Source organism: Pseudomonas agarici (assembly GCF_900109755.1).
Classification (GTDB): Bacteria; Pseudomonadota; Gammaproteobacteria; order Pseudomonadales; family Pseudomonadaceae; genus Aquipseudomonas; species Aquipseudomonas agarici.
Genome location: NZ_FOAR01000005.1, coordinates 188,127 through 208,647, shown reverse-complemented (window position 1 = coordinate 208,647; position 20,521 = coordinate 188,127). Strand labels below are relative to the sequence as shown.

General features: G+C 58.7%; 15 protein-coding genes and 1 riboswitch. Of the genes, 4 read left to right on the top strand and 11 right to left on the bottom strand.

From position 1 onward, the window contains the following. Positions 1 to 59 precede the first annotated feature (59 nt). Positions 60 to 407 (bottom strand): SCP2 sterol-binding domain-containing protein, encoded by a 348-nt coding sequence (locus tag BMX68_RS07010; protein WP_017133885.1) that lies wholly within the window; start codon positions 405 to 407, stop codon positions 60 to 62. Positions 408 to 870: 463 nt separating this feature from the next. On the opposite strand from BMX68_RS07010, the gene sohB reads away from it, so the two are divergent. Then, the gene (gene sohB / locus BMX68_RS07005) at positions 871 to 1,905 is read left to right on the top strand and encodes a protease SohB (RefSeq protein ID WP_017133884.1); all 1,035 of its coding nucleotides are present in this window, start codon (positions 871 to 873) and stop codon (positions 1,903 to 1,905) included. A 127-nt stretch (positions 1,906 to 2,032) separates the two neighbouring features. Continuing rightward, the gene (locus BMX68_RS07000; protein WP_039792892.1) at positions 2,033 to 6,880 is read left to right on the top strand and encodes a dermonecrotic toxin domain-containing protein; all 4,848 of its coding nucleotides are present in this window, start codon (positions 2,033 to 2,035) and stop codon (positions 6,878 to 6,880) included. A 40-nt stretch (positions 6,881 to 6,920) separates the two neighbouring features. On the opposite strand, the gene BMX68_RS06995 is transcribed toward BMX68_RS07000, so the two are convergent. From BMX68_RS06995 to metH, 4 genes are all read right to left on the bottom strand, one after another. After that, positions 6,921 to 7,415, bottom strand: a complete 495-nt coding sequence (locus BMX68_RS06995; RefSeq protein ID WP_017133882.1) for a DUF934 domain-containing protein — start codon at positions 7,413 to 7,415, stop codon at positions 6,921 to 6,923. After that, positions 7,399 to 9,057 carry a nitrite/sulfite reductase gene (locus tag BMX68_RS06990; RefSeq protein WP_017133881.1) on the bottom strand — a complete coding sequence of 553 codons (1,659 nt, stop codon included), beginning with the start codon at positions 9,055 to 9,057 and terminating at the stop codon, positions 7,399 to 7,401. Before BMX68_RS06990 ends, BMX68_RS06995 begins: the two co-directional genes overlap by 17 nt. 534 nt (positions 9,058 to 9,591) lie before the next feature. After that, positions 9,592 to 9,810 (bottom strand): DUF2970 domain-containing protein, encoded by a 219-nt coding sequence (locus tag BMX68_RS06985; protein ID WP_017133878.1) that lies wholly within the window; start codon positions 9,808 to 9,810, stop codon positions 9,592 to 9,594. Positions 9,811 to 9,919: 109 nt separating this feature from the next. Beyond that, on the bottom strand, positions 9,920 to 13,630 hold the full coding sequence (gene metH / locus BMX68_RS06980; protein ID WP_074861977.1) for a methionine synthase: 3,711 nt from the start codon (positions 13,628 to 13,630) through the stop codon (positions 9,920 to 9,922). Between the two features lie 151 nt (positions 13,631 to 13,781). On the opposite strand from metH, the gene BMX68_RS06975 reads away from it, so the two are divergent. Then, on the top strand, positions 13,782 to 16,073 hold the full coding sequence (locus BMX68_RS06975) for a fatty acid cis/trans isomerase (protein ID WP_017133875.1): 2,292 nt from the start codon (positions 13,782 to 13,784) through the stop codon (positions 16,071 to 16,073). Positions 16,074 to 16,219: 146 nt separating this feature from the next. Further along, on the top strand, positions 16,220 to 16,804 hold the full coding sequence (gene nfuA / locus BMX68_RS06970; protein ID WP_017133874.1) for a Fe-S biogenesis protein NfuA: 585 nt from the start codon (positions 16,220 to 16,222) through the stop codon (positions 16,802 to 16,804). Positions 16,805 to 16,869: 65 nt separating this feature from the next. Here nfuA and BMX68_RS06965 read toward each other — a convergent pair whose 3' ends face one another. The 6 genes from BMX68_RS06965 to BMX68_RS06940 all read right to left on the bottom strand — a co-directional run bounded on the left by BMX68_RS06965 (position 16,870) and on the right by BMX68_RS06940 (position 20,295). Beyond that, positions 16,870 to 17,310, bottom strand: coding sequence for an NUDIX hydrolase (locus BMX68_RS06965; protein ID WP_017133873.1), 441 nt, complete (start codon positions 17,308 to 17,310; stop codon positions 16,870 to 16,872). Between the two features lie 14 nt (positions 17,311 to 17,324). After that, positions 17,325 to 18,071, bottom strand: a complete 747-nt coding sequence (cobM, locus tag BMX68_RS06960) for a precorrin-4 C(11)-methyltransferase (RefSeq protein WP_026013394.1) — start codon at positions 18,069 to 18,071, stop codon at positions 17,325 to 17,327. A 63-nt stretch (positions 18,072 to 18,134) separates the two neighbouring features. After that, entirely contained in the window at positions 18,135 to 18,560 is a 426-nt protein-coding gene (locus BMX68_RS06955; protein WP_017133871.1) for a cobalamin biosynthesis protein, read from the bottom strand. Next, positions 18,557 to 19,258 carry a CbtA family protein gene (locus BMX68_RS06950; RefSeq protein WP_017133870.1) on the bottom strand — a complete coding sequence of 234 codons (702 nt, stop codon included), beginning with the start codon at positions 19,256 to 19,258 and terminating at the stop codon, positions 18,557 to 18,559. Before BMX68_RS06950 ends, BMX68_RS06955 begins: the two co-directional genes overlap by 4 nt. Before the next feature lie 30 nt (positions 19,259 to 19,288). Further along, positions 19,289 to 19,474, bottom strand: a complete 186-nt coding sequence (locus BMX68_RS06945) for a CbtB domain-containing protein (RefSeq protein ID WP_017133869.1) — start codon at positions 19,472 to 19,474, stop codon at positions 19,289 to 19,291. Between the two features lie 97 nt (positions 19,475 to 19,571). Beyond that, positions 19,572 to 19,796, bottom strand: a riboswitch (cobalamin riboswitch). Positions 19,797 to 19,938: 142 nt separating this feature from the next. Then, positions 19,939 to 20,295 (bottom strand): response regulator, encoded by a 357-nt coding sequence (locus BMX68_RS06940; RefSeq protein ID WP_017133868.1) that lies wholly within the window; start codon positions 20,293 to 20,295, stop codon positions 19,939 to 19,941. Between the last annotated feature and the right edge of the window lie 226 nt (positions 20,296 to 20,521).

Here is a 20,521-nt window from a genome sequence, read left to right as displayed (position 1 = left end):
CTGAGTCGCCAGGCGGGTAAAACACAAAAGCCAGGGATATCCCTGGCTTTTGGCAACCTCTATGGAAGCTGACCAGCGGTTTCCAACAGGTCTTGGGACGGGAACAGCTCGCTCAGTTTCATGGCCAGCATCATGTCGCCCTCAGCGCGCAGCTTGCCGACCATGAAAGCCTGCATGCCGTCGGTTTCGCCACTGACGATGCCTTTCAGCGTCTCGCTGTCCATCACCAAGGTTACTTGCGCGTCCGGATTTTCGCCTTCCTGCAGTTCGCAAGTGCTGTCCTTGACCACCAGCGAGAAGTGCTTGGTGTCGTCGATACGGAAACCGAACACCAGATCCAGTCCGGCAGCGGCGGCTGGGTTGAATTTGGCGTGCATTGCTTGTACGGCATCGGCTACAGCAGTCATGATTTGATCCTTTTATGGGTGATTACAGCGACTCCAAGGGTCACGGTCAGCCGGTTCTCAATGGCAGGTGAGGAGGTCGGGTGTCTTCAGCAGTTGCAAGTGTGTCTGATTGTTGCCGGACACCAAGGTCACTTCGCGCCCAGGGAACTGGAGTGGAGGAGTGAGGTATTGACGAATTAGCAGTCCAATTCGAATGCCTGCCGTACAGACACCTTGAAGAAGGCCTAGCCATATCGAATCAAGTAGATACTGCCCACGTCCGCGTCGCCCCGGTACGTTGAAGTTCTGGCGAGGTTATGGGGATGACAGAAACCTGTCAATAAAAAAACATACGCTCGTTTGAAATGTTTGTCAGGGACTTGTTTTCTGGCGCAACGGCGGCTGGCCGCAGGGCTGTCCCGACGGTATGCTTGAGGTGTCACGCCCCCAAAGCCGGGGGTAGCCTCGTTTTTAAGGAGTCACTGTGGATTTTCTTGCCGAGTACGCAAGTTTTCTGGCTAAAACCGTCACCCTGGTCATTGCCATCGTCGTGGTGCTGGTCGTCGCGGCCTCGTTGCGTGGCAAAGGGCGACGCAAGTCCGCCGGCCAATTGCAGGTCAGCAAGCTTAACGATTTCTACAAAGGCCTGCGCGAGCGCCTGGAGCAGAGCTTGCTGGACAAGGGGCAGCTCAAGGTGCTACGTAAGGAGCGGGGCAAGCAGCAGGGCAAGGACGATAAGAAGAAGCAGAAGCAGCCGCAGGACAAACCACGGGTGTTCGTGCTGGACTTCGACGGTGATATCAAGGCGTCGGCGACCGAAAGCCTGCGTCACGAAATCACCGCGCTGCTGACCCTGGCCACCCCCAAGGACGAAGTGGTGCTGCGCTTGGAAAGCGGCGGCGGTATGGTCCACAGCTATGGCCTGGCTTCCTCGCAACTGGTGCGCATCCGCCAGGCCGGGGTGCCCTTGACCATCTGTATCGACAAAGTTGCAGCCAGCGGCGGCTACATGATGGCCTGCATCGGCGAGAAGATCATAAGTGCGCCGTTCGCCGTGCTAGGCTCCATCGGCGTGGTGGCGCAGTTGCCCAACGTCAACAAGCTACTGAAGAAGCACGATATCGACTTCGAGGTGCTGACCGCCGGCGAATACAAGCGCACGTTGACAGTTTTTGGCGAGAACACCGACAAGGGGCGTGAGAAGTTCCAGGAAGACCTGGACATCACTCACCAGTTGTTCAAGAACTTCGTCTCCCGTTACCGCCCGCAACTGGCCATCGACGACGTGGCCACCGGCGAGGTCTGGCTGGGTATGGCCGCGCTGGACAAGCAACTGGTCGACGAACTCCGGACCAGCGACGAATACCTGGCCGAGCGCGCCAAGTCCGCCGAGCTGTTTCACCTGCATTATGCCGAACGCAAGAGCCTGCAGGAGCGCATCGGCCTGGCCGCCAGCGGTTCGATCGAGCGCATGCTACTCAACGGCTGGAACCGCATGATCCAGCAGCGTTTCTGGTAAGCCCCCCCAGCTCGTTGACCGCTGTCGGTCTTCACCGCTGGAGGCCACCCGCCAGCGATAAGTACTGCTCCTTCCCATCAGGCGATTCATACACTGGACATCCCTAAGGATGTCCAGGTTGATTGATATGGAAGAAAAAAGCGTCATTGAGCAAATCCCAACACCTGCCGAAGCAGGCATTCATTTCGATACGATCAAGGAAAAAATTCCCCATTGGCTCTATCTGGCCACTGCGCAAACACGCCTGTCATTTCGTGAGAACCTGCTGGCCCTGGAGGCCGCCAGGCATGAAGTCCGGCAAATCATGGCGCAGCTCCAAAAGATCGACGCATTCTGCATGCCACGCCTGGTTCAGGCACTGGAAAGACAGGTCAGTGCCAACCAGAACGTGCAGAGTGCCCGGTTGGTCAGGCTCGATACGGCTTACCTGTCCAGTATCTTCGAGGACCGGCTCTTTAGTTTCTCCCGTAGTCAGACACTGCTTGAGGCGGCCCTGCAGAACTTCGACGCCGACGAGGCCGTGGAGGGTGCTCTTGCGGGCCAGGCTATTATTCAGTTTCCAGGGTCCTCCGCGAGCGGCGACAGGTCTCTCAACCCAGAAGACTTTGCCTGGCTCTGTCGAACATTGGACTTGGGGGGCTTGTATCAGGCGCATATCGACAGTGTGTTCAACCCTCCGGGCCCGTCGGCTAACGGCGTCTTGTCGGTAAAGCAGCATTTTATCGAGTACGACAAACAGGCGCTGGCGGTGAATGCGGATATCGCCTACATGAAGGGAGAGATCTCTTCCACGACCTATGATTTGCTGAAGGGACTGATCAACGGGCAGGCCGGTTTGAAGCTGGGTGGCGAACCGATTCATTGCAGTTGGATGAAAATGTTCGATATCGAGTTGAGTGGGTGGGTGGTCATCGGTGCGAAATTGGTGGAGGGCTGGGCCTTACCCTGCATTGCCTATATTCCGGATGACCCGCACGGCCCGCTGAAGCTCTACAGGCACTTTGTCCACTTGGAACATGATCTGACCCTGAAACTTCGGGATCCGTCTTACCAGAAATTTTTTGCTCGCTTCGTCCCCGAGAAACACCGGCTGCGATTCTTTCGGACCCTGAATGCCAGGTTGCCTCCGCTGAGTCGAAAATGGCCACCGGTACCGCCAGTCTTGCAATATCTCCCGTTAAGTGAAGTGCCCATCGACGGTGATTTATTCGAGAGCTTTCAGCAGCAGCGCCATAGCCAGATCAAGGCGCACGCACGGCACCTGGTGGTACCCACGGCTGATGTCGACGCCCGCTCGCGTCAGGCGCGCCTGGACGCCTATCGCGACGCCGGCCTGAGCCTATTGTCGCTGGCTTTGTCGTTCTTGCCGGTGATCGGCGAGATCGTCTTGGCGGCAGCGGTGGTGAAGATGGTTGTGGAAGTGTATGAGGGCTTTGCGTCCTGGCAAATCGGAGAGAAACACGAGGCCATTTCCTACCTGCTGGGTGTTGCGGAAGACATTGCCATGATGGTGATCGGGTCTGAGGTGGTGAAGGGCGGTAAGATACTGTTCAGGAGCCGGGCTCCGGCTTCGGTCGACGCCTTGGTGCCCATTGAAGGCCCGGGAGGCCAGCGCCGATTGTGGCGAAGTGACCTTGCGCCCTACGAGTGTGATATCCGTTTGCCGAAGGATCTGCAGGCCAATGAAATGGGACTTTACCCGTTTCAGGGCGACCTCTATCTGTCGCGGGAAGGCAAGCTGTATGCCGTGAAGTACGACAGCGCCCGCCTGCAATGGCGGATTGAACATCCGCTAGGCGAAGCGTTTCATGCCGTGCCGCTCAGGTACAACCGCGCGGGTGTCTGGCAAACGATTTACGAACGAGTGGCTGAGTGGCCTGTGGAGCAATTGTTCCGCCGCCTCGGCGAACCCATGATCGGACTCGGCGCCGAGTTGAACTTACAGATCCGTCAATTGTGTTCCGGCCACGAGCATGCCTTGCGTAAATCCCTGGCGGACAATCAGCCGGCGCCCGCGCTGCTGCTCGATACGATCAAGCGCTTCAGAATCGACCAGGCCATCAGCGAGTTTATCGGCAAGGCGCCCGACGCCCTCTCGCACACACCGGAACAGGGCGATCTGCGCTTACGGCTGTTGACATCGCTGCCCGAGTGGCCGGAAAACCGCGTGGTTCAGGTATGCAACGGTTCGGGTGAAATCATCGAGGAATATGGGCAGCGCCGTTCAGAACAGTTCTCCTCGCTGCAAATTATCGAGTCGCAGCTCGCGAATGGCGACTTGCTCAAATCGACGTTGAACATGCTAAGCGAGTCCGAGCGTCGTACCCTGCTCGGCGCGGATCTGCTCGAGAATGATGCGCGCGTCCAGGTCTTGAGCCAACGCCTCAAGAGTTGGGCCGCACAGCGCAGGCAATGGCTGTTCGATCAGTTGTACGCGGCGAGCGAGCGGACCAACGATCCCAGGATCAATCGGATGCTCGAAGCGTTCCCTGGCTTGCCTACCAGTGTCGCCCGGGAGTTGATTGGCCATGCTAACAGTGCTGAACTCGATCTTTTGAGCGAGCGCGTGCCACTGCGGCTCTCGGAGGAAATCGGCTGGTACCTCAAGCAGTTGCAGCTTAATCGGGTGTGCGAGAGTTGGTACTTGCAAGCACCGCAATACGCCCTGGCGGATCGCCTCGCGCTGCATACGCTCAAGCGCCTGCCGGGCTGGCCGGCCAAGGGTCTACGGATCGAGGTGCGCGAGCAGCGGTTTACCAGCCAAGCATCCGAAACGGTGGGGGATCTGGATATCACCACGCCGCGGGTGATTCTCAAGGTCGCTCGACAGTACAACGCCTTTGATCATTCAGGGGCGCTCCTGGGGAGAGCGGATAACATTTTCGATGCCATGGTTCACATCCTGCCAGAGCCTGACCGCATTGCCCTCGGACTCAACGGTACCGCGCAAGGTGCCTGGCTGAAAGAGCGGATTGTCGGCCAGATTATCCGAGATCCCCATGCCGCCCAGGAGACGCTAGGCCTATCGCCCTTCAGTCGTTGGTTCAGGCCTCCGATTCGCCTTGCCTCATGGCGCATCGGCTACCCGATGAGCGACGGCAGTGGGGTTCTCGGGTATTCCCAGCGACTGATCGGTCGTGTGCGTGACCTGTATCCGGGGTTTTCATCGGAGGAAGTGGGGCATTTTCTCACCTCGCTACGCTTGCCCGAATCCGCCTGCCTGGTGAAACTAGAACGCTTGCGGGAAGAGTATGAAACGCTGTTAGCCACGCTGGATAAATGGGTACACCGCCAGACCTGGAGGTCCGTAGGTGGAACCTCGCAGGTCACTCCCGTGAGCCTCGATAGCAGGCAGCGGGTGGCTGATGCGATCCTCGCCTGCTGGAGAAAACAGTCCAACCGCAACGCGTTGGATGGGCGCTATTTCTATGAACTCGACCTGTTAGGTATGCGTGTCGGGGATCTGCCGGCGATCAGTGCCGACTTCAGTCATGTAGGCTTTTTGTTCATGAATGACATGGCCATAGCCAGCAATGAAGTTTCATTCTTGTCGTGTTTCAGGCAACTGCGTTGGTTGTCCATGGGTTTTAATCATCTAAGCAGTCTGCCGGAGCAGCTTGCGCAGATGCCCGAACTGGAGCAGCTACACCTGCCGGGCAATCAGATTGTGCTGAACGATCAGGCATCCACCGTGCTGGCCAGCCTGACCCGGCTGAAACTCCTCAATCTGTCGGACAATCCGTTGTGCCTGCCGCCTGATGTCAGCCCGATGAGCGAATTGGAGAGCCTGTTGCTGCGTCATGCGGAGCTGGATCGTTGGCCTGTCGGGCTATCGGGATTGCGCAACCTGCAGTGCCTGGACCTGCGCGACAATCGGATCGCGACGATCCCCGAGGCGGTTTACTCTGGGCTAGTTTCCACCAACCGGGCTACCTATCTGCATGACAACCCGGCGCTTTCGGCCGAAGGCATGCAACGGTTGCAACGTTACGAGCGCGAAACCGGCATCACCTTCGGCATCGATACCCAGGGTCGACAGCGGGCCCACGCCCAGCGCGGAACCCCGTCAGACGAGTGCGATCATTGGCTGGATGCCGTATCCGCCGACCAGAAAGTCTTGAAGCAACAGCAGTGGCAGTTGCTTTATCGGCAGCAAGGCTGCAAAGACTTTTTTAGACTGTTGGCGGATCTGACTATCACCGCCGAGTACCGCGAGGCACGCCAGGGTTTGAGTCTGCGGGTCTGGCAGGTCATGGATGGGGCCAGTCAATACACTCAACTACGCGAAGAACTGTTTGACCTGGCCTCTCACCCGCAGGCTTGTTCCGATGGCGTCGAGCTGGTCTTCAGCGATCTGGAGGTCAGAGTCATGGTGAATCGGGCGAGTGCAATGGCCGCGAGCACCTCAGTCGACACCGAACTGAATCTACTGAAGCTGGCTCGGGGCTTGTGGCGCCTGGATGAGGTCGACACTCTGGCTCAGGCGGATGTCGAGGCACGGCTGAAGAACTCCGACTCGCCACGGAGCGATCTGTCGGACCTGCGGTTGGCTTACCGCGTTGGCCTGAGAGAGCGACTGCGTTTGCCGGGCCAGCCAGGGCACATGACAGTGACCGGGTTGGCCCAAGTAACGGAGCAAGATCTGGCGGTGGCTTGTGCCAAAGTATTGGCCCGAGAGCACAGCCCTGCGTATGCACGGGCTCTGGCAGATTGCGAGTTTTGGGTCGATTACCTGAAAGAACATTACCCTTCGCGGTTCAACGACATCGATGAGCAACACCAAACGGCGGTCCGTGCACTGGATGCCCTGCGTATGAGTAGCCGCAGTCGCCATTGGCATGAGTTCATTGATGTCGAACTTGAAGCGCAGATGGGCGACCAGCTCAAGGCGTGGCGAGAGGCGATGGCCAATGAGGCGCTGGCTCAGACCCGCAAAATACTGGCGAGGATTTCAGAGCAAACGCTTGATTCATGAGCGCCGGCCCGAGCGCGGGATCCGCCCGGGCCGAACAGGCTTAGCGTCGACGGAACAGTGGCAAGGGTTCGTCAGTGGCAGCCTGGTAGGTCACCGAGAAGTCCTTGAGGCTTTCCAGGGCTTCATACGGATCCTTGTCCGCGCGCAAGGCGTAGGCATCGAAGCCGCAACGGTGCAGGTAGAACAACTGGTCGCGTAGTACATCGCCAATGGCCCGCAGTTCGCCCTTGTAGCCATAGCGGTCGCGCAGCAGGCGGGCATTGGAGTAGCTGCGCCCGTCGGTGAAGGAGGGGAAGTTCAGCGCGATCACCTGGAAGTGGTGCACGTCGACGCCGATTTCCTCGGCTTCTTCGTCGGCGTCCAGCCACACACCCAGGCCGCCGTCGCGGACCTTGAGGGCGTGAGCGTGCTCGCGCCACAGGGCCAATGGTACGATCAGATCGTCACAGTTGGTGATACCGTCGAGGGTCGCGTCCTTGGGCAACAGGTGCCAGGTTTCGTCGACAACCTCGTGGTTCTTAATGATTCGCTGCATAGACGCGTTCCTTGAAGAGGTCGATGCCGATACGTTGATAGGTGTCGATGAAGCGTTCGTCTTCGGTACGCTGTTCCACGTACACCTCGATCAGCTTCGAGATCACCTCGGGCATATCGTCCTGGGCGAAGGACGGGCCGAGGATCTTGCCCAGGCTGGCATCGCGGCTGGCGCTGCCTCCCAAGGACACCTGATAAAACTCTTCGCCTTTCTTGTCCACTCCGAGGATACCGATGTGACCCACGTGGTGGTGACCGCAGGCGTTCATGCAACCGGAGATGTTCAGGTCCAGTTCGCCGATGTCGAACAGGTAGTCCAGGTCGTCGAAACGGCGCTGGATGGATTCGGCGATCGGAATCGACTTGGCATTGGCCAGGGAGCAGAAATCACCGCCCGGACAGCAGATAATATCGGTCAGCAGGCCAATGTTCGGTGTGGCGAAACCGTGTTCGCGCAGTTCGCCCCAAAGGCTGAACAATTGGCTCTGCTCGACATCGGCCAAAATGATGTTCTGCTCGTGGGAGGTGCGCAACTGACCGAAACTGTAGCGGTCTGCGAGGTCGGAAATGGCCTCAAGCTGCTTGTCGGTGACATCGCCTGGAGCAACGCCGGTAGGCTTGAGTGACAGGGTTACGGCAATATAACCGGGCTTCTTGTGAGCCAGGGTATTGCGAGCGCGCCAGCGGGCGAAACCGGGGTGCTGCTGGTCCAGTTCGGCGAGTTCGGTGGCCTGGTTGCCCAATGCCTTATAGTCGGGATCGACGAAGTGCTTGGCCACGCGCTGCACCTCAGCTTCGGTCAGCGTGGTCTGGCCGCCGCGCAGGTGGACCATCTCGGCCTCGACCTTCTCGGCGAAGACCTCGGGAGTCAAGGCCTTGACCAGGATCTTGATCCGCGCCTTGTACTTGTTGTCGCGACGGCCATAGCGGTTGTAGACCCGCAGGATGGCGTCAAGATAGCTCAACAGGTCCTGCCACGGCAGGAATTCGTTGATAAAGGCCCCGACCACCGGGGTACGCCCCAGGCCACCGCCGACCAGCACGCGGAAACCCAGCTCGCCGGCAGCGTTGTACCGTGGCTCCAGGCCGATGTCATGGACTTCGATGGCGGCGCGATCGGAGCTCGACCCGTTGATCGCAATCTTGAATTTGCGCGGCAGATAGGCGAATTCAGGGTGAAAGGTAGTCCACTGGCGAACGATCTCGCACCACGGGCGCGGGTCGACCAGCTCATCGGCAGCCACCCCGGCAAACTGATCGGTGGTGACGTTGCGCAGGCAGTTACCGCTAGTCTGGATTGCGTGCATCTGCACGGTTGCCAGCTCGGCGAGAATATCGGGGATGTCTTCCAGCGCCGGCCAGTTGAACTGGATGTTCTGCCGGGTGCTGACATGGGCATAGCCCTTGTCATAGTCGCGAGCGATCTTGGCCAGCATCCGCGTCTGCCGTGATGTCAACTGGCCGTAGGGCACGGCAACCCGCAGCATCGGGGCGAAACGCTGGATATAAAGGCCATTTTGCAAGCGCAGAGGGCGGAACTCTTCTTCGCTCAGATCACCCTCCAGATAGCGTCGGGTCTGATCACGGAACTGCTTGACGCGGTCCTCGATGATCCGCTGATCGTACTCGTCGTATACGTACATATTGATCCTGTTTTCAGGCTTTTATAGGTCCCGTGAACCCACAAGCGCAGTCACGTTACCTGAACAATTTCCGCGCGCACGGCCGCACGATCCCACAAGGAACTGGCGCAAGATAGCAGTTTGCATTTATGTGCAAAAGTGATGTTTTTGAATATGAACATAATTGAAATCGATAAGCAGATCGACCTGACAAAGACCTTGGTTGTGATAGGGGCAATTGTCGTCTTAACTATCGGTGAGTCTTCGAGCAATCACCGATAAAACCGACAAGAGGCGATGCGATGGGCAATCCAACCAAAGCAAGGAAAAGCGACAGTACGGTCGATGCCTGGGCGATCCTGTTCCTGATCATCCTGGTGGTGGCCACGGCCGTGTTCTGGGTCAGCCATAAATAAAGCCAGGTTTCCTGGCCTTACCATAAGGGCGAGCTGGCTCCGGTGGCATGGCGACGATAACGTCAAGGCTGTGCGACGCTATCGTTGGCATCCACCGTCAGTGAGCTCGTCCCGTCGTCTCGCGCAGGAGAAGACGGCCTCAGACACCGGCAAACAGCAGCACCAATTTCACGATGCCGAACAGCGTCAGCGCGAACACCGCCGTGAACAGGATGCCCAGTATCACGAAATGGCTCGGTTTGCCGTGGGTGAAATCGCGAGCGCGATTTCTCCCGCTTTGTACACCGAAGGCTGCCGCCATCACGCTGTGCAGCATCTGCCAGAAGGTTGGGGGTTTGTTGTCGAGCGGGTCGTCCATAGAATCCTCCACACAAGGTCTGTGTGTGCAGAGCATAGACAATGATCGGCTTCCCGGATCCTCCAGAGAGGTATTTGCGCGGACGGTGAGCGATCATCCGCGTGCGAGATCAATTGTCGTAGCCCAGGTTAGGTGACAGCCAGCGTTCACTGACGCTCAGATCCTGGCCCTTGCGTGCGGTGTAGCTTTGCACCTGGTCCTTGTCAACCTTGCCCACGGCGAAATACTGCGCCTGTGGATGGGCGAAGTACCAGCCACTGACTGCCGCCGCCGGGAACATCGCATAGTGCTCGGTGAGGAACACACCGCTCTTACCGGCCTTGCCTTCGCTGGCATCAGGATCCAGTAGAGTGAACAGCGTGCTTTTTTCAGTGTGGTCCGGACAGGCCGGATAGCCGGGAGCGGGGCGGATACCCGTGTATTGCTCCTTGATTAGGGCTTCGTTGTCCAGTTGTTCTTCCTTGGCATAACCCCAGTAATCTTTACGGACCTGCTGGTGTAGCCATTCGGCACACGCTTCGGCCAGACGGTCGGCAAGGGCCTTGACCATGATCGAGTTGTAGTCATCGCCCTTGTCCTGGTAAGCCTTGGCGACTTCCTCGGCGCCGATCCCCGCCGTGGTGATGAAACCTCCCACGTAGTCGGTGATATCGCTGCTCTTGGGGGCGACGAAGTCGGCCAGGGAGAAGTTCGGCTTGCCGTCGGTCTTGATGATCTGCTGGCGCAGGTGATGCAGTTTCGCCAATGGTTGGCCGTCTTCGCCATAAACCTCCAGATCATCGTCCTGTATCTGGTTGGCTGGCCAGAAGCCGAACACGGCGCGGGCGCCGATCAGTTTTTCGTTGATCAGCTTGTCGAGCATTTCCCGGGCATCGGCATAGAGCGCGGTGGCAGCTTCGCCGACCACTTCGTCCTCGAGAATGCGCGGGAACTTGCCGGCCAGGTCCCAGGAAATGAAGAACGGCGTCCAGTCGATGTATTCGACGAGGACTTTAAGGTCGATATTGTCCAGTACCCTGGCACCGATGAAGCTCGGCTTGACCGGCTGGTAAGCGCTCCAGTCGAACTGTGGCTTCTTGGCGATGGCGGCGGCGTAGCTCAGGCGTTCGGTACGGGCACTGCGGTTGGCGGTGCGTTCACGGACCTCGACGTACTCCTCGCGGGTCTTCTGGACAAAACCGGCCTTGAGCTCCCTGGACAGCAACTGCGTCGCCACGCCGACGGCGCGGGAGGCGTCGGTGACATAGATCACCGCATCGTTGCTGTAGCGTGGTTCGATCTTTACCGCCGTATGGGCCTTGGAAGTAGTCGCACCGCCGATCATCAACGGCAGGTGGAAATCCTGGCGTTGCATTTCCCGGGCGACATGGATCATTTCATCCAGCGACGGGGTGATCAGACCGGACAGGCCGATAATGTCGCATTTCTGTTCCTTGGCCACCTGCAGGATCTTCTCCGCTGGCACCATCACGCCGAGGTCGACGATATCGTAGCCGTTGCAACCCAGGACCACGCCGACAATATTTTTGCCGATATCGTGCACGTCACCCTTGACCGTGGCCATCAGGATTTTGCCCTTGGCTTGCGGCTTGTCGCCTTTTTCCAGTTCGATAAACGGAATCAGGTGGGCCACCGCCTGTTTCATCACCCGGGCGGATTTCACCACCTGGGGCAGAAACATTTTCCCGGCACCGAACAGGTCGCCGACGATATTCATGCCGGACATCAACGGACCTTCGATCACTTCGATCGGGCGGGCGAACGACTGGCGTGATTGCTCGGTATCTTCGACGATATGCGTAGTGATGCCCTTGACCAGTGCATGCTCCAGGCGCTTATTGACGTCCCAGCCACGCCACTCCTCGGTCTCGGCTTCCTTGCTGCTGCCATCGCCCTTGTACTTGTCGGCGATGGCGAGGAGGTCGTCGGTACCTTGCGGGGTGCGGTTGAGAATCACGTTCTCGACGGCATCGCGCAGTTCTGATGGGATCTGGTCGTAGATCTCCAGTTGACCGGCGTTGACGATACCCATGGTCAGGCCGTTGCGGATCGCGTACAGCAGAAACACCGAGTGGATCGCCTCGCGTACCGGGTTGTTGCCGCGAAACGAGAAGGACACGTTAGAGACGCCGCCGCTGGTCAGCGCATAGGGCAGCTCGTCGCGGATATAGGCGCAGGCGTTGATGAAATCGACGGCGTAGTTGTTATGCTCTTCGATGCCGGTGGCGACGGCGAAGATGTTCGGGTCGAAGATGATGTCTTCCGGCGGGAAGCCGACTTCGTTCACCAGAATGTCGTAGGAACGTTTGCAGATTTCTTTCTTGCGCGCCTCGGTGTCGGCCTGGCCGGCTTCGTCAAAGGCCATCACCACCACGGCGGCGCCGTAGCGCTTGCACAACTTGGCGTGGTGAATGAACTGTTCGACGCCTTCCTTCATGCTGATGGAGTTGACGATGCCTTTACCCTGGATGCACTTGAGGCCCGCTTCGATCACCTCCCACTTGGAGGAGTCGATCATGATCGGTACGCGGGAGATGTCCGGCTCGCCGGCAATCAGGTTGAGGAAGGTCACCATGGCCTTCTTCGAATCGAGCATCCCTTCATCCATGTTGATGTCGATCACCTGGGCGCCGGCTTCCACCTGCTGCAAGGCGACTTCCAGGGCTTCGGTGTAGTTGTCCTCGCGAATCAGCCGGGCAAAGCGCGCGGAACCGGTAATGTTGGTCCGCTCGCCGACGTTGACGAACAACGATTGACGGTCGATGGTGAACGGTTCCAGGCCGGATAAGCGGCAGGCTTTGGGAATATCCGGAATGGATCGCGGCGCGTAGCCGGCAACGGCCTTGGCGATGGCCGCAATATGGCCGGGGGTGGTCCCGCAGCAGCCGCCGACAATGTTCAGGAAGCCGCTCTGGGCGAACTCCTCGATGACCTTGGCGGTTTCTTCCGGCAGCTCGTCGTACTCGCCGAATTCGTTTGGCAGGCCGGCGTTGGGGTGCGCCGAGACGTGGGTGTTGGCCTTGTTCGATAGTTCTTCCAGGTACGGCCTCAGTTCGCTGGCGCCGAGGGCGCAGTTCAAACCGACCGAGATGGGCTTGGCGTGGGCCACCGAGTTCCAGAAAGCCTCGGTGGTCTGCCCCGACAGGGTCCGGCCGGAAGCATCGGTGATGGTTCCGGAAATCATGATCGGCAGTTCGAAGCCCAACGCCTCGAAAACGCCTTGCACAGCGAAGATCGCGGCCTTGGCGTTGAGGGTGTCAAAGATGGTTTCGATCAAAATCAGGTCGGCACCGCCTTCGATCAGGCCCTTGGTGGCCTCGGTGTAGTTCTCCACCAGCTCGTCGAAGGTCACGTTGCGGTAGCCGGGGTTATTCACATCCGGCGACAACGAGCAGGTGCGGCTGGTCGGGCCCAGTACTCCAGCGACGAAGCGTGGCTTGTCCGGTGTTTCCAGCGTTTTCGCGTCGGCCACCCGGCGCGCCAGGCGAGCGCCTTCCACGTTGAGCTCATAGACCAGCGTCTCCATGCCGTAGTCGGCCTGGGACACCTGAGTGGCGTTGAAAGTGTTGGTTTCCAGGATATCGGCGCCAGCATCTAGGTATGCCTTCTCAATCGAGCCAATCACGTCTGGACGCGTGATGATCAGAAGATCGTTGTTACCCTTGAGATCGCTGGGCCAGTCGGCGAAGCGTTTGCCACGATAGTCCTGCTCCTCGAGTTTGTAGCTCTGGATCATGGTGCCCATGCCGCCATCAAGAATCAGGATACGTTCTTTGAGGGCTTGCTGAAGAGCGTATAGGCGAGCACTGCGATCGGACATGGGGCTACCTGGAAAGACGGACACAGAAGAAGCGCGATAATAACAAACCTGTGCGCTTTTAGAGCATGCATGGGTTTTGCATGAATATCGCTCATGCTTAGGCCGCGATGAGGCTGTAGAATCATGGCATTTTATGTCCAGGATCAGGGCTATGTCGTACCGCTTTGTCAGCGCTTTTTTATTGTTATGGTTCAGCAGTCTCACTCAGGCACAGAGCCCGGCCCCAACGATTTCCTATACCCGCGACATCCAGCCGATCTTTACCGAGAAGTGCGTGGCTTGCCATGCTTGTTACGACGCAGCTTGCCAACTCAATCTCGGCAGTGCCGAAGGCGTGGCACGCGGCGCATCGAAGGTCCCTGTGTACAACGGCAATCGCGGCAAGGCGTCGAATCCGACCCGGCTGTACTTCGACGCTCAGACCCCGCTCCAATGGCAACAGAAGAAGTTCTATTCGGTGCTGGATGCCCAGGGCAGCCAGGCGGCCCTGATGGCGCGCATGCTGGAACTGGGCCACCGCACGCCCTTGCAGCCCAATGCCAAGCTGCCGGAAGACATCGTGCTGGGTTTGAATCGCCAGAACATGTGCCCCATGCCCGGCGAATTCGAGGCGTATGCGGGCGCTCATCCGAAAGAAGGCATGCCCCTGGCCGTGACCGGTTTGACAGACCAGCAGTACCAAACGCTGCAACGCTGGCTGGCCGCCGGTGCACCGATGGATGCCCAAGTATTGGCACCGAGTGCCAAGGAGTCGCTGCAGATTGCCCAATGGGAAAACCTACTCAACGCACCAGGCGCGCGGGAAAGCCTGGTGGCACGCTGGCTCTATGAACACTGGTTCCTGGCACATATCTATTTCGAAGGCGGCGAGTCGGGCCATTTTTTCCAATGGGTGCGGTCACGCACGCCGAGTGGACAGCCGATCGACCTGATTAACACCCGGCGCCCGAACGATGATCCAGGGACCCAGGTGTACTACCGGCTATGGCCGATACAGGGGGTGATCGTCCACAAGACCCATATTACCTATGCCTTGAGTGCGGCCAAGATGGCCCGGGTCAAGACCCTGTTCTACAGCGGCGACTGGCAGGTCAGTGCCTTGCAGGGATATGGTCCGCAGCGTCGGGCCAATCCCTTCGAGACATTCGAGGCCATTCCGGCGGCTGCGCGTTATCAGTTCATGCTCGATAACGCCGAGTACTTCGTCGATACCTTTATCCGTGGGCCGGTCTGTCGCGGGCAGATTGCTACTGATGTGATTCGCGACAATTTCTGGGCATTGTTCCAGGCGCCGGAGCACGACCTGTATATCACCGACCCAAGCTATCGCGGTGCAGCCACGCCATTGTTGGCGATGCCGGGGCAGAACGACGATGTCGGCAGCGTGCTGAACCTGTGGTTGGCCTATCGCGATAAGCGCAACCAATATGAAGCTCTGCGTGCCGAGGCCTATGCGGCGGTGCCGGCGCCCGGTTGGTCGAGTCTGTGGACCGGCAACGACAACGCCTTGCTGAGCATTTTTCGGCATTTTGACAGCGCCACCGTCAAAAAGGGCCTGATCGGCGAGGTTCCACAGACGATGTGGCTGTTCGACTATCCGTTGCTGGAGCGCACGTATTACCAGTTGGCGGCCAATTTCGATGTGTTCGGCAATGTCTCGCATCAGGCGCAGACCCGGCTCTACTTCGATCTGATCCGCAACGGCGCCGAACTGAACTTCCTGCGCCTGATGCCGGCGGATTCCCGCAATGCTTATCTCGATGACTGGTACCAGAACAGCGGCAAGTTCAAGATGTGGCTGGACTACGAGAGCATCGACAACGATAAGCCAAGTGCGCTGAAACTCGATGACAAGAACCCGAAACTCGATTTCGCCAGGCAGTTGCTCACCCGCTACCGCGAACTCAATGCTCATCCCGATCCGATCAACCGCTGCGAAGGCGCCTACTGCTCGCGGCGCAACATTGCCCCGGCATTGCAGGAGGCCGAACAGTCCCTGAGTCGCCTGACCTCGCGCCCGGCGGCCGGGCTCAAAGTCATCGAGCAACTTCCGGAAGCGACGATGCTGCGTATCGAGACCCGCGGCGGCCAACGCGAGGTCTACAGCTTGCTGCGCAATCGCGCTCACAGTAACGTAGCCTTTATGCTCGGAGAGGCCTACCGCTACCAGCCCGGCCTGGATACCTTGACCATTTACCCAGGAATCCTCACCAGCTACCCCAACTTCATGTTCAATATCCCGGCCGACCAGGTGCCGGCGTTTGTCGATGCCATGGAACAAGCCAAGGATGCCACCAGGTTCGAGCAGATCGTCCAGCGCTGGGGGATTCGCCGCAGTCATCCGCAGTTCTGGCACTATTTCCACGACTTGACGACCTATTTGCGGGAAACCGACCCGATCAATGCCGGGGTGCTGGATATGAACCGCTATGAGAACCTGTGAGGGCTAAGGGAGTGTCCCGGCGCTCGCCGCACTCTCTTACCCATGACTTGACTCGCTGGTTGTCACTGCTTTTCCGACAAAAACACTAGGACTTTGTCCGGCGGCCCGATTGGCGTAAACTGCTGGCAAGTCTGTGAGGAGATTCCATGAGCGCCATAACCATTACCGATGCCGCCCACGATTATCTGGCTGATCTGCTGTCGAAGCAGAACACACCGGGGATCGGCATCCGCGTTTTCATTACCCAGCCGGGTACCCAGTACGCCGAAACCTGTATTGCCTACTGCAAACCGGGCGAGGAAAAACCTGAAGACACGGCGCTGGGGCTGAAAAGCTTCACCGCGTGGATCGACTCCTTCAGCGAGGCCTTTCTTGACGATGCCGTGGTCGACTACGCCACCGACCGCATGGGTGGCCAACTGACCATCAAGGCGCCTAATGCCAAGGTGCCGATGATCAATGCCGACAGCCCGATCAACGAGCGCATCAACTATTACCTACAAACCGAGATCAACCCGGGCTTGGCCAGCCACGGTGGTCAGGTGAGCCTGATCGAGGTGGTTGAGGACGGTATCGCCGTGCTGCAGTTCGGTGGGGGTTGCCAGGGGTGTGGTCAGGCCGACGTGACCTTGAAGGAAGGTATTGAGCGAACCTTGCTCGAACGTATTCCCGAGCTCAAGGGCGTGCGTGACGTGACCGATCATACGCAGAAAGAAAATGCCTACTACTGAGTTCGGTGACAGGGCATTCGCTGCGTTCGGTTGAATAAAAAACGGTGTCCGTGAGCACCGTTTTTTTAAGCGGGGCGGATAGGCCGGGTTCGCTCTTCAAGATAGTGGCGCAAGCGCTCCTGCAGATAGGGCACGCCCAACGGGTGCTCCAGGTACTCGGAAATCGACATCATCCGCCAGTACTGGCCTTCATCGCCAAACCGGATCGTCTCGATTTCCGCCCGTTCCAGTTGCCCCACCAGAAACCACGAGTGAGTATTGGGTTGGGTGACGCTGGGATAACGCCGGATCCATTCGATGCGTTCGGCGTCGAGGTGCAGGGAAAACTCTTCGTCCAGCTCTCGGAGCGCGCATTCGCTCGGGGTTTCATTGCCCTCGCGGCCACCACCGGCAAAGTCCCAATGTCCAGGGTAGGGGATACTGTCCTTCATGTCGCGCAGATAGGTCAACAGCTCGTCACCGCAGATCAGCGCCAGCTTGGCACCGGAAAACAATGGCTCGGACATCGGCGTCCTCCAGATCAAGGCCGATAAAGATGGGCGTGGCTGGCACGGTACAGCGACGAATCGCTGAAGTGGTCGCTGGCCAGTACGCGCCCCACCAGGATCAATGCGGTGCGGCGAAAGCCCTTGGCCTGGACCTTGCCCAGGATGTCCGCCAGTGTACCTTGAACCCAATCCTGATCGGGCCAGGTGGCGCGATGGATCACGGCGATGGGACAGTCCGCGCCGTAATGAGGGCGCAACACCTCGACGATCCTGTCCAGGTGCTTGATTCCCAGATGAATTGCCATGGTGGCCTGGTGTCGGGCCAGGCTGTCCAGCTCTTCGCCGTCTGGCATCGTGGTCTTGTCGGCATAACGGGTGAGGATCACGCTCTGGGAAATATCCGGCAGTGTCAGTTCGACACCCAGCAGGGCCGCGCAGGCGGCGGTCGCGGTTACTCCTGGAATGATCTCGTAGGCAATGCCCAGCTCGCGCAGATGGCGAATCTGTTCGCCGATGGCGCCATACAGCGAAGGGTCCCCCGAGTGCACCCGCGCCACATCCAGGCCCAGGGCGTCGGTCGCCTTGATCAGCTCGATGATCTGTTCCAGGTGCAGTTCGGCACTGTTGATCACTTGTGTAGCGCAATGACCTTCCAGCACAGCTTCAGGGACCAGCGAGCCAGCATAGATGATCACCGGGCAACGATGGATCAGGCGTTGACCCTTGACAGTAATGAGTTCCGGATCGCCAGGGCCGGCGCCGATGAAATAGACGGTCATAACACTCTCTGAACAGGTCTGCACGAGGCGCCACATGAACAACGTTCATGCAGGAGACGGGGATTATCGGGGGTTTTGCCCCGTCCAGGCCAGTGCAAAGGTTGCCAGCGGATGTTTCTGGCGTGAAATCAGCAGGCTCGCGGGGGCTGGTCCCAAGCGTTCGGCGAGGGCCAGCGCGGCACTTTCCGCGACGCCATGGCAACCGGTACGTTCGAAGGCCAGGTCGGAGCGATGGCTCAGGCGGGCTTCGTAAGGTGCCAGTTCAGCGGCACTGAAGAACAGCAATGGCAGGCTCAGGCGCTGCGCGAGTTCAAGTAGCCCTGGCTCATGCTGCTTGTCATTAATGCTGGCCAACCCTTTGAGTGCCTTGAGATCGATCCGGTAGACCTGCAGTGACTGCTCAAGCAGTGCCTGGAGGGTCGATGCGCTGCAGCCTTGCCGACAGCCGAAGCCAACCGCGAGGGTTGGCGTCGTCCAGGTTTCATTCATGCCGGGTAATGATCGTCGGCGTTACGGCGAAACCACCAGGCGCTGATCAGGCCCAGGGCCAGCCAGAACGTCGCGTTGGTCAACTGCGAGGCCATTTTGAACTGCGCTTGCAGTTCTTGCGGCGCGAGGCTGGAGTGAACTGGCGGCTGTGGCGCGCCGATCAGATGGGGCACCACGATAATCGCCACGCCCACCCCTTTGAGTACCCAATGCTTGCCGAAGACCACCAGGGCAATGGCCACGGCGGTGGACGCAGCGGCGCCCACCCACCAGATCTGTCGCGCCAGCAGGTCCGCGGCAGCGGTGCCAGGCAGTTCCGGTGGCAGGCCGAGGGTCGGTGCCAGGCAGAAAGTCGCATAGCCGGCCAGGCCCCAGAGCACTCCTTGGGAGGTGCGCTTCGGTGCGCGCAGGGTGTAGAGACCCGCCAGCATCAGGGCAAAGCCGATCGCCACCACCAAGTTGCTGCCGGTCGTGGAGAGCAGGCGTTGCCAGCCGTCTTGCGGTTCCCAGGCTTCTTCATCATGGCTGTGGTTGTGGCGGGCGGCAGCGGCGTGTTCATGCATCTGGGCGGCGGCGGCTTTCTCATAGGTCTCGGCCTGGAGAATCAGCGGCGCGACCCAGAAGCTCTGCAGCAGGGTCAGCAGCAGCGCGGCCAGCAAACCGGTGAAACCTGCTGTTTGGGCGATACGCTTGATCATGTCGGTATGCTCATTATGTCAAGTCGTAGCTCAATGGCACGGGAAGGCGGAGCTGTGGCGGGTATCATGGGCGGCGTTGTGAACCGCTTCGATTGGTGAGAAACCAGCGAAATAGACCAGTAGTGCGCCGAATACGCTGGCGCCGATGGCGACGGCGATACGATGGATCGAGGTTGCCGCGGCAGCGTTCGAGTGGTTGGTGGTGGTGATTGACATGGCCTTTCCCTCTGAAACGTCAGCGGGCGGCCAGGCGTGAAAAAACCTCGGCGAGCAAGTGCCCGCAGGTTTCAACAGCGCCCGCCCACCGCAGGTTTGTTTTCGATATTTCCGGGCCGGTCTCCGGGCTTGCAAGGGGTTCGAGCCTGGCTTGAACCTGCAAGCGTCGCCTTCCCATGCCGCTGGCGGCACAGTGGATCTGACGCTTCTCTTGCTTACCGTTGCGGGGGCAGCACCGGAGTTGCCAGGCTCGATAACAATCGACCGACGCACCGGTTTCCCGTTTCACCCTGTGAAGGGCACCCAGAACAAGACGGACAGGAAAGCATACGGTTACCCGGCGAGTCAATAAAGCCGGTCGTAGGGCACGGGTTGTGTCGCTGCGGGTAACGGGTGCTTTGAATGACCCGGTTGTGGAACTTAAAGTGATTTATAACAATACAAATTCACATATAATCAGTAAGTTATATAATTAACTTAATTTTGTCCCTCAATTGATCAATAGAGAAAGGTTTGCCGATCAAGTGCATGCCTGTTGGCACCTCGATGCTTTCGGCATAACCGCTGGCAAACAGGATCGGTAGCCCCGGCCGGACCCGGCGCGCCGCTGCCGCCAGTTCTCGTCCATTCATTCCAGGCAGGCTGAGATCCGTCATCAGCAGGTCGATCGGTATGCCGGTGTCATTGATCAGCTCCAGCGCCAAATCGCTTCTACTGGCTTGTAGTACCTTGAACTCCAGTTCCTCAAGTACATCGACAATCAGCATACGGACAATTCTGTCGTCTTCTACAACGAGGATGGTGGAGTTTGCTGTGCACATAGTGGGCTTCCCAAAAAATGAAGGCGAGCAGGAGGATGAAGAACGTTCGCCTCTTGCATCAGTAAGCCGCCGATCGGCACGTTGGCGCCGTTGTACAAAAAAACGCGACCTGTACAAAGCTGACAGGATAGCGCTTCTCCTTGATGGAAGGCAGTACGAGGTCTGAAATTGCCTTCATAGTTGTGAGAAAAATAGATTTTTTTTTTGCAATTACGGCAAACTTCTT

What these genes read in the sequence shown, in the direction of transcription:
- BMX68_RS06990 (WP_017133881.1), bottom strand. Translation starts at nt 9,057, where the DNA reads ATGTACGTATACGACGAGTACGATCAGCGGATCATCGAGGACCGCGTC.
- BMX68_RS06940 (WP_017133868.1), bottom strand. Translation starts at nt 20,295, where the DNA reads ATGTGCACAGCAAACTCCACCATCCTCGTTGTAGAAGACGACAGAATT.
- cobM (WP_026013394.1), bottom strand. Translation starts at nt 18,071, where the DNA reads ATGACCGTCTATTTCATCGGCGCCGGCCCTGGCGATCCGGAACTCATT.
- BMX68_RS06955 (WP_017133871.1), bottom strand. Translation starts at nt 18,560, where the DNA reads ATGAATGAAACCTGGACGACGCCAACCCTCGCGGTTGGCTTCGGCTGT.
- metH (WP_074861977.1), bottom strand. Translation starts at nt 13,630, where the DNA reads ATGTCCGATCGCAGTGCTCGCCTATACGCTCTTCAGCAAGCCCTCAAA.
- BMX68_RS06950 (WP_017133870.1), bottom strand. Translation starts at nt 19,258, where the DNA reads ATGATCAAGCGTATCGCCCAAACAGCAGGTTTCACCGGTTTGCTGGCC.
- BMX68_RS06965 (WP_017133873.1), bottom strand. Translation starts at nt 17,310, where the DNA reads ATGTCCGAGCCATTGTTTTCCGGTGCCAAGCTGGCGCTGATCTGCGGT.
- BMX68_RS06985 (WP_017133878.1), bottom strand. Translation starts at nt 9,810, where the DNA reads ATGGACGACCCGCTCGACAACAAACCCCCAACCTTCTGGCAGATGCTG.
- BMX68_RS06995 (WP_017133882.1), bottom strand. Translation starts at nt 7,415, where the DNA reads ATGCAGCGAATCATTAAGAACCACGAGGTTGTCGACGAAACCTGGCAC.
- BMX68_RS06975 (WP_017133875.1), top strand. Translation starts at nt 13,782, where the DNA reads ATGTCGTACCGCTTTGTCAGCGCTTTTTTATTGTTATGGTTCAGCAGT.
- BMX68_RS07000 (WP_039792892.1), top strand. Translation starts at nt 2,033, where the DNA reads ATGGAAGAAAAAAGCGTCATTGAGCAAATCCCAACACCTGCCGAAGCA.
- nfuA (WP_017133874.1), top strand. Translation starts at nt 16,220, where the DNA reads ATGAGCGCCATAACCATTACCGATGCCGCCCACGATTATCTGGCTGAT.
- BMX68_RS06945 (WP_017133869.1), bottom strand. Translation starts at nt 19,474, where the DNA reads ATGTCAATCACCACCACCAACCACTCGAACGCTGCCGCGGCAACCTCG.
- BMX68_RS07010 (WP_017133885.1), bottom strand. Translation starts at nt 407, where the DNA reads ATGACTGCTGTAGCCGATGCCGTACAAGCAATGCACGCCAAATTCAAC.